Annotated in this window: 1 protein-coding gene; it reads left to right on the top strand. The window is 49.1% G+C overall.

The window, feature by feature from the left end:
- Positions 1-9,701, top strand: a 9,701-nt coding sequence (locus WA407_RS25695; protein WP_442952059.1) for an amino acid adenylation domain-containing protein, incomplete at its 5' end; no start/stop codon positions are given.
- Between the last annotated feature and the right edge of the window lie 11 nt (positions 9,702-9,712).

The following is a 9,712-nucleotide window of genomic DNA, read 5'->3' as shown; positions in this document are numbered from 1 at the left end:
AGTATTTGCTGATGCTCGATATGCACCATATCATCTCGGACGGTGTGTCGACGGGCGTGTTGACTCGCGAATTTGCTCGCTTATACAGCGATGAAGAGCTGCCACCGCTACGGATTCAATACAAAGATTATGCCGTATGGCAGCAAAGTGAAGCGCAACAGGATTGGATGGAAGGTCAGGAAGCGTATTGGCTCAATACTTTCCGGGGCAATCTGCCTGTGCTGAACCTGCCAACCGATTTTGCCCGTCCGGCGGTACGGAGCACAGCAGGCGACACGGTTGTATTCAGATTGGAGCGTGAAGTTAGCGAGCGCTTAAAAGAACTGGCAGCACAGACAGGTTCGACGCTGTACATGGTGTTATTAGCGGCCTATACAGCGTTACTATATCAATATACAGGGCAGGAAGATATCATTGTTGGCACCCCAATTGCGGGACGCCCACATGCCGATCTTGAGCCCATCATTGGGATGTTTGTCGGAACCCTGGCACTACGCAATTATCCGACTGCAGAGCAGACGTTCCGCAGCTTTCTAGAAGATGTGAAAATCCGGGCTTTACAAGCCTACGAGCACCAGGACTATCCATTTGAAAACCTGGTGGACAAGTTGAATGTGAAGCGGGATATGAGTCGGAATCCGATCTTCGATACGATGTTTGTACTGCAAAACACCGAGCAAAGCGAGTTGAAGCTCAAAGAACTGAGCTTCCGACTATACGATATAGAGCAAACTCCAGTGAAGTTTGACCTGACGCTGGAAGCGAGAGAGGAAGAATCCGGAATACAGTTCGGATTGCAGTATGCGACCACGCTGTACCAGCGGGAAACAATTGAGCAGATCACACGCCACTTTGTACGGTTGGCTGAAGTGATTACGGCTAGCCCAGATACCACATTGAGTGAGCTGGAATGGATTACAGTGGAAGAAACAGTGGATGTACTGAAAGTGTATCAAGAACGTCAGAAGGCTTCTCGTTACTGGACCGCATACCTGGATGGGTATGAAGAACAGGCCCGTTTGCCACAGGTTAAAATCCAGAGCAAAACAGGTTATCAGGCGGAGTGTCTGGATTTTGATTTGGGCGCGGGTCTAACGGCTGGAATTCAGCAAATCGCCAAGCGTTATCAGGTGACGATGAATACGCTGATGCAGACGGTGTGGGGCATGTTGCTTCAAAAATATAACGGTACGGATGATGTGGTGTTCGGCAGCGTCGTATCCGGACGTCCGGCGGAGATTCCAAATGTGGAGCATATCATCGGTCTGTTTATTAACACGATTCCTGTACGCATTCACAGTCATAAGGACAGTCTGTTCTCGGACGTGATGAAGCAGAATCAGGAGCAATCCATCGCTTCCCAAGCCTATGATACGTACCCGCTGTATGAGATTCAGGGACTGTCGGAGCTGAAGCAGGATTTGATCAACCATATCCTTATTTTTAAAAATTACCCGATGGAGGAGCAAATCGAGCAGTTGGGTGAGGGGGAAGCATCCAGCTTCCGCATTACGGGAGTGGAGTCCGTCGAGCAGACGAACTATGACTTTAACCTGGTGGTCCTGCCGGGGAACACGATCCACATGAGCTTTGTCTACAATGCGCTGGCATTTGAACGCGAAAGTGTGGAGCAAATTCAGGGTCATCTGATGGAACTGTTGAAACAGGTGGTAGCTAACCCGGATATTTCGGTACGTGAGCTGGATGTATTGAGTGAGCCAGAACGGGAGCAAATCCTGCGCGTATGGGGAGATACGGCAGCGGACTATCCAAGCAAGCAGACGATTCACGGCTTGTTCGAGGCGCAAGCGGCGCAGACCCCGGAGCAGGCAGCATTGTTCTGCGAGGGAGAGCAACTGAGCTACCGCGAGCTGAACGAACGCGCCAACCGTTTGGCCCGTACCCTGCGTAGTCACGGAGTGACGAGCGATCGTTTGGTGGGTCTCATAACCGATCGTTCGGTGGATATGATCGTAGGCATCTTCGGGATTTTGAAAGCCGGGGGAGCATATGTGCCAATTGATCCGACGTATCCGGAAGAGCGTATCCGCTACATGCTGGACGACTCTGGGGCAGAGCTGTTATTGACGCAAAATCATCTGGTGGGCAACGTAGCTTTTGACGGTAAGGTGCTGGTTTTGGATGGAGAGCAGGCGGTCTATCACGAGGACGGTTCAAACCTGGAGCCTGTATCCGGGCCGAACGATTTGGCCTATGTGATCTATACATCAGGGACCACAGGCCAGCCGAAGGGCGTTATGCTGGAGCATCACGGACTGTGCAACCTGAAAGTCTATTTCGATCAGACGCTGCATATTGGCATATCGGATCATATCCTGTTGTTTGCCAGCTATTCATTTGATGCGGCTTGCTGGGAAATCTTCCAGGCGCTGTTCTGCGGAGCCACGTTATACGTGCCAACGTCAGAGACGATTTTGAACTACGAGCGGTTTGAGCAATATATGGCGGATCATCACATTACCGTGGCAACCTTGCCGCCGACCTATGCGGTCTATCTGGAGCCGGGACGGATGTCAAGCCTGCGTATTCTGTTCACAGCCGGATCAGCATCGTCGATAGAGCTGGTGTACAAGTGGAAGGATCAGGTTCCGTATTATAACGGATACGGCCCAACGGAAAACTCAATTGTCACAACGATCTGGCCGGTGTCTGAGGATGCGAATGCGGATGAACGGATTTCTATCGGACGTCCCGTACCGAATCACCGGGTATATATCGTGGATGCGCATGGACATCTGGCACCTGTGGGCGTAGCTGGAGAATTGTGTGTATCGGGGGAAGGGCTGGCACGTGGATATCTGCATCGTCCGGAGCTCACGGATGAGAAATTTATACCTAATCCGTTTACGGACGGAGAAGCAGGATATGAACGCATGTACCGGACAGGTGACTTGGCGAGATGGATGCCAGACGGCAACATTGAGCACTTAGGCCGGATCGACCATCAGGTTAAAATCCGGGGGTACCGGATTGAGTTGGGCGAGGTCGAGGCGCAAATTTTGAAAGTGGAAGATGTGCAGGAGGTCATCGTGCTGGCACGTGCAGATGAGCAGGGGCAAAACCAACTGGTCGCCTACTATGTGGCAGAGCGAGAAGTGAATGCAGGTGAGCTACGCAGCTTACTGGGTGAGAAACTGCCAAACTACATGGTGCCTGCGTACTTCGTACAACTGGAGAACATGCCGCTGACACCGAACGGTAAAATTGATCGCAAAGTACTGCCAGCACTGGAAACAAATTTTCAGGGTAGAAGTGAATATGTTGCTCCACAAACGGATGCAGAGCAGGTTCTGGCTTCTATCTGGCAAACCGTACTGGGTAAGAAGCCAATTGGCTTGCTAGAAAATTTCTTCGATTTGGGCGGCGATTCGATCAAGGCGATTCAAGTATCTTCACGTCTGCTTCAGGCAGGCTACAAGCTGGATATGAAGACATTGTTTAAGCATCCGAGTGTGTCAGAATTGGCTCCGTACTTGAGTGTGGCGGGTGTCAGAACTGCCGAGCAGGGTGAGATTAAGGGCAATGTGCTGCTTACGCCGATTCAACATTGGTTTGCAGATTTGGATGAAACGGCTGCACATCACTTTAATCAGGCTGTTATGCTACACCAGGACCAGAGATTTAACGAGTCGGCACTGCGCCTGACACTGACAAAACTGGTGGAACATCATGATATTCTGCGAACGGTGTTCCGCAAAACGGAGCATAGCTATGAAGCGTGGAATCGGGGGACGCAAGAAGGTGAGCTATATCATCTTGATATGTTGGACTTCGACGATATACCCATTGGATCGGAGCTGAACCAAGCAATTGAAGCTAAAGCCAATGAGATTCAAAGCAGTATTTCTTTAAATGAAGGGCCACTAATGAAAGTCGGTTTGTTCCGTTGTGCGGATGGTGACCATTTGCTGATCGTGATTCATCATTTGGTAGTGGATGGGGTATCGTGGCGTATCTTGTTTGAAGATTTCGCGACTGCTTATGCGCAAGCTGTGAATGGAGAAGCAATTCATTTGCCTGATAAGACGGACTCCTTCCGTGCCTGGTCTGAAAAATTGGCTGTTTATGCAATCAGCCCGGCAATGGAGAGCGAACGCGCGTACTGGGAGCAATTAGACAAAGTAATCAGTTCTGATCAGGCTATATTACCTGAGGATTATAAGCATGATGGCAGATTTATGATTCGCGACATGGACACCGTAACAATGCAACTCACAGAGGAAGAGACCGTTCAACTGTTGAAACAAGCGCATCATGCATATAGCACGGAAGTGAACGATTTGCTGTTGACTGCTCTTGGTATGACGCTGTATGCCTGGACGGGCCATGAGAGTATCTTTATAAATCTGGAAGGGCACGGACGGGAGAGCATTATACCAGACATTGATATTTCTCGTACGGTTGGTTGGTTTACAAGTCAATATCCGGTTTTGTTGAATATTGGAGAGAAATCCGACGTGTCGAGACGTATCAAACAGGTCAAAGAGGGTCTACGTCAAATACCTCATAAAGGCATCGGATACAGTATTTGGAGATATCTGAGTAAAACAGGTCAAAAAGGGGGCCATCCTGAACCACAGGTGAACTTTAACTATCTGGGAGAGTTTGATCAGGATCTCCAAAATAGCGATATTCACACTTCACCCTATTCGTCTGGAAGAGATTTCAGCGACCGAATTGAGCTGAAATCTGCTTTAGACGTGGGGGGAATGGTAACAGGTGGCAGGTTGGAGCTTAAGATTAAATATAATAGCAAGGCATTCTGCAAGGATACGATAGAGGATCTGGTTCATCTGTTAAAGAAGAATTTACAGGAAGTGATCAGGCATTGCATATCTCGAGAACGGACGGAGCTAACACCTAGCGACGTACTGCTTAAGGAACTCACCGTGGAGCAATTGGATGCCATTGTGGAACAAACGCAGTCGGTTGGAGAAGTAGAGAATATATATGCACTAACACCGATGCAGAAGGGGATGTTGTTTTACAATTTGATGGATTCTCAATCGGGTGCTTATTTTGAGCAGTCCTCCTTTGACCTGAAAGGATGTTTAAATCTGGCTGCGTTTACAGCGAGTCTGGAACTGCTGGTACAGCGGCATTCTGTACTACGGACAAATTTTTATAGCGGCTGGAAGGACGAGCCCCTGCAGGTTGTGTACCGGAATAAACGCAGTGAGTTGTATATAGAGGATTTGCGAGATATGGAGGAAGAAGAGCGGAACGATTATATCCTCGAATATACGCGCAAAGACAAGCAGAGAGGCTTTGATCTAGCGGAGGATACTTTGATGCGTGTCGCGATTTTGCGTACGGCTGAGAAAACATATCGTTTTGTATGGAGCTTTCACCATATTTTAATGGATGGCTGGTGCTTGTCGCTGGTGACTAATGAGGTATTTGCGAGTTACTTTGCGATTCTCGCCCATAAACAGCCGGAACTGGGACCTGTAACGCCATATAGCCAATATATTGAGTGGCTGGAGCAACAGGATCGTCAGGCTGCTTCAAACTATTGGAGCAGGTATCTGGATGGATATGAGGAGCAGTCTCGTTTGCCACAGGCCAAAATCCAGAGCAAAACAGGTTATCAGACGAAGCGCCTGGACTTTGATTTGGGCGCGGGTCTAACGGCTGGAATTCAGCAAATCGCCAAGCGTTATCAGGTGACGATGAATACGCTGATGCAGACGGTGTGGGGCATGTTGCTTCAAAAATATAACGGTACGGATGATGTGGTGTTCGGCAGCGTCGTATCCGGACGTCCGGCGGAGATTCCAAATGTGGAGCATATCATCGGTCTGTTTATTAACACGATTCCTGTACGCATTCACAGTCATAAGGACAGTCTGTTCTCGGACGTGATGAAGCAGAATCAGGAGCAATCCATCGCTTCCCAAGCCTATGATACGTACCCGCTGTATGAGATTCAGGGACTGTCGGAGCTGAAGCAGGATTTGATCAACCATATCCTTATTTTTGAAAATTACCCGATGGAGGAGCAAATCGAGCAGTTGGGTGAGGGGGAAGCATCCAGCTTCCGCATTACGGGAGTGGAGTCCGTCGAGCAGACGAACTATGACTTTAACCTGGTGGTCCTGCCGGGGAACACGATCCACATGAGCTTTGTCTACAATGCGCTGGCATTTGAACGCGAAAGTGTGGAGCAAATTCAGGGTCATCTGATGGAACTGTTGAAACAGGTGGTAGCTAACCCGGATATTTCGGTACGTGAGCTGGATGTATTGAGTGAGCCAGAACGGGAGCAAATCCTGCGCGTATGGGGAGATACGGCAGCGGACTATCCAAGCGAGCAGACGATTCACGGCTTGTTCGAGGCGCAAGCGGCGCAGACCCCGGAGCAGGCAGCATTGTTCTTCGAAGGAGCACAGTTGACCTACCGCGAGCTGAATGAACGTGCAAACCGACTGGCTCGTACCTTGCGGAGTCACGGCGTAACAACAGACAGCTTGGTGGGGATTATGACGGAGCGTTCGGTGGATATGATCGTGGGGATGCTCGGGATTATGAAAGCGGGAGGCGCGTATGTTCCTCTAGATCCAACGTATCCAGAGGACCGTATCCGTTACATGCTGGACGACTCGGGAACAGCTCTCTTATTAACACAAAGCCATCTGGTGGAAAAAGTGGCCTTCGACGGCAAGATACTGGTGCTGGATGGGGAACAGGGGATCTATCACGAAGAGGGGGCGAATCTGGAGCCAGTGTCTGGCCCGAACGATCTGGCGTATGTGATTTATACCTCAGGAACGACGGGCCAGCCGAAGGGCGTTATGATCGAGCATCACGGGCCATGCAATCTGAAAACCTATTTTGATGAAACCCTACACATGAGCTTGTCGGATCATGTCCTGATGTTTGCCAGCTATTCCTTTGATGTCGCTTGCTGGGAAGTGTTCCAAACGCTGTTCTGCGGAGCCACACTGTACGTACCGACCATGGAGACGATTTTAAACTATGAGCGGTTTGAACAATATACCGCAGAGCACCAAATTACCGTAGTCATGCTGCCACCGACGTATGCGGTGTATCTGGAACCGAAGCGGATGTCGAGTCTGCGTATCCTGTTTACAGCCGGATCGGCCTCCTCATTAGAGCTTGTACAGCAATGGAAAGATCAGGTTCCGTATTATAACGGATACGGCCCAACGGAAAACTCAATTGTCACAACGATCTGGCCGGTGCCTGAGGATGCGAATGCGGATGAACGGATTTCTATCGGACGTCCCGTACCGAATCACCGGGTATATATCGTGGATGCGCATGGACATCTGGCACCTGTGGGCGTAGCTGGAGAATTGTGTGTATCGGGGGAAGGGCTGGCACGTGGATATCTGCATCGTCCGGAGCTCACGGATGAGAAATTTATACCTAATCCGTTTACGGACGGAGAAGCAGGATATGAACGGATGTATCGCACAGGGGACTTGGCGAGATGGATGCCAGACGGCAACATTGAGCACTTAGGCCGGATCGACCATCAGGTGAAAATCCGGGGGTACCGGATTGAACTGGGCGAGGTGGAGGCAAACCTGCTGAAGGTGGAGGCTGTGCAAGAGGTAATTGTACTATCCCATGAGGATGAGCAGGGTCAAAACCAACTGGTGGCGTACTATGTGGCAGAGCGCGAAGTGAGTACAAGTGAGTTACGCAGCTTACTGGGTGAAAAGCTGCCTAACTATATGGTGCCTTCGTACTTTGTGCAGCTGGAATCCATGCCACTAACACCAAACGGTAAAATTGACCGCACGGCACTGCCACTGCCGGAATTGGCAAGTAGCCCGGATATAGCTTACGTGGCTCCAAGAAATGAAGTGGAACAACAATTGGCGAATCTCTGGCGGGCGGTGCTTGGGGTAGAAAAGGTAAGTATCGACGAGAACTTCTTTGAGCTTGGAGGTCATTCTTTAAAGGCCATTCAGCTCGTTTCCAAAGCACAGGAATCAGGTATTCCACTCGGCATACACCAAGTGTTGCAACATCAAACCATTCGAAGCTTGTCCGATCTGTTATCCCTTGATAAAGTTGTCACCAAGCAAGATACTTCATTGCTTACAGATGTAACGGAAGCTGAACAATGGATTAGCGAAACCTTTGGCGTACAGGCCATGCTTCAATTCGTACCTAATGATGAACGCGACTACTTGTTTCTGCATGTGCATCCCTTCCGGGCAGATCAGGTGGACGAGATGACCGCCGGAATCTCGTCTCATGTTCATTCCGACCTCCATCCTCATTATATCGTTCCGATGGGTGAGGAAGACGCCAGCCTAAGGGTCAGAACAGGGCACACAGAGCTGGAGCAAACAGACGAGGAACAGGAAAACAGTCACCAACGTCAGACTGAAGAATGGATTTTAAAAATCGCTGAAATGAATGCTAGCTGGCATGAGCATCTACTCAGCTCAGAGGCTATCTATCGTTTCCCGCTGGCCCCTGCTCAGCATTACCATTTGATGCACCCGGCTTCCTCGGGCACCGTGGTTCGGTTGGACCAATACGTGGATATGGGGCGTCTGAATACAGCGATTCGGCAGTTAATTCATCGCCATGAATTACTGAGAAGTGTGCTTGTACACGCGGATGGAGTCTGGGAATGGGAAGTACGGCAAACACCGGAGCATATTTCATTGCCTTGTGTGGATCTTTCGATCTATCCGGTACAGACCCAACAGCAGCTTCTTTCATCCCTCATGTCGAATCTTTATTTTGAACCATATGAGCAGAAACACGCTCTGCAATACCGGATGATGCTGGTTCGCTTGAATTTGCGGGAACATTTACTGCTACTGCCATGCTCACATATCATCTTTGATGCGACGAGTGGTGTAGTTTTGCATAATCAGCTTCTGGAGGAATACGATCATATACAGCAAAGTCAGACAGTTAAAACATTCCATTATCACGAATATGTCGCTCATATCCGCCAAGGTCCTCAAGGACTCAGCGATCCGCAGATTGTGGAGCAATTTAAGCTCCCGGCATTTGAGGATCATAATAGTCGTATCCATGAACGGATGCTGGGGTGTAATTATGCAGCACCTACTTCATATCATTGGAATCTAAACCTGCATGATGTTCCAACGCAGGAGGAGGCTGTGAACCTATGGGATATTTCGTTGCAAATGGCATTCCAGTTCTTGAGCAGCTATTTTGAACAGTCCGAAGTTCCATTATGGTTGACACAGTATGGACGACAGTATGGGGATCGGAACTACTTTGGATCGGTGGGAGAATATATTGACCACATTCCCGTCTTACTCCTGAAGGAGGAGAGAATATCCTACGAAAATGATATCCAGAAACTCTTGGATACTGCCACACATCATCATTTAAATTTCTTCAATCTGATCTTTAACGAAGAAATGAAATCAGCTTACCCGCAATCAAGCAACATTCTAAAAAAGGGACTTGAACAACTGCCAATCGTGTTTAACTACTTGGGTGAAATGCAGGGAGGCTTAAATGAAATCGGTGCTTTGGACAGGAAGAAGGAACAGGCAAACGGAGGAAAAGCGATTTTCTTTGAGTCTGTATACACAGAAAGTGTATTGCAGATTTCTCTATCCCTTCCCTTTGAAGAGGATCACGAGAAAATTCATCGAATCTTCCAAGCTGCCAGTGACAGGCTCTTAACCGCTTTGACCATCTCGCAGTAAGGAGATGAAGA

This window comes from Paenibacillus sp. 203 (genome assembly GCF_037027525.1).
Taxonomy (GTDB): domain Bacteria; phylum Bacillota; class Bacilli; order Paenibacillales; family Paenibacillaceae; genus Paenibacillus; species Paenibacillus polymyxa_B.
Note: the sequence above shows the minus strand (reverse complement) of the source record. Positions and strands in the feature narration are given on the sequence as shown.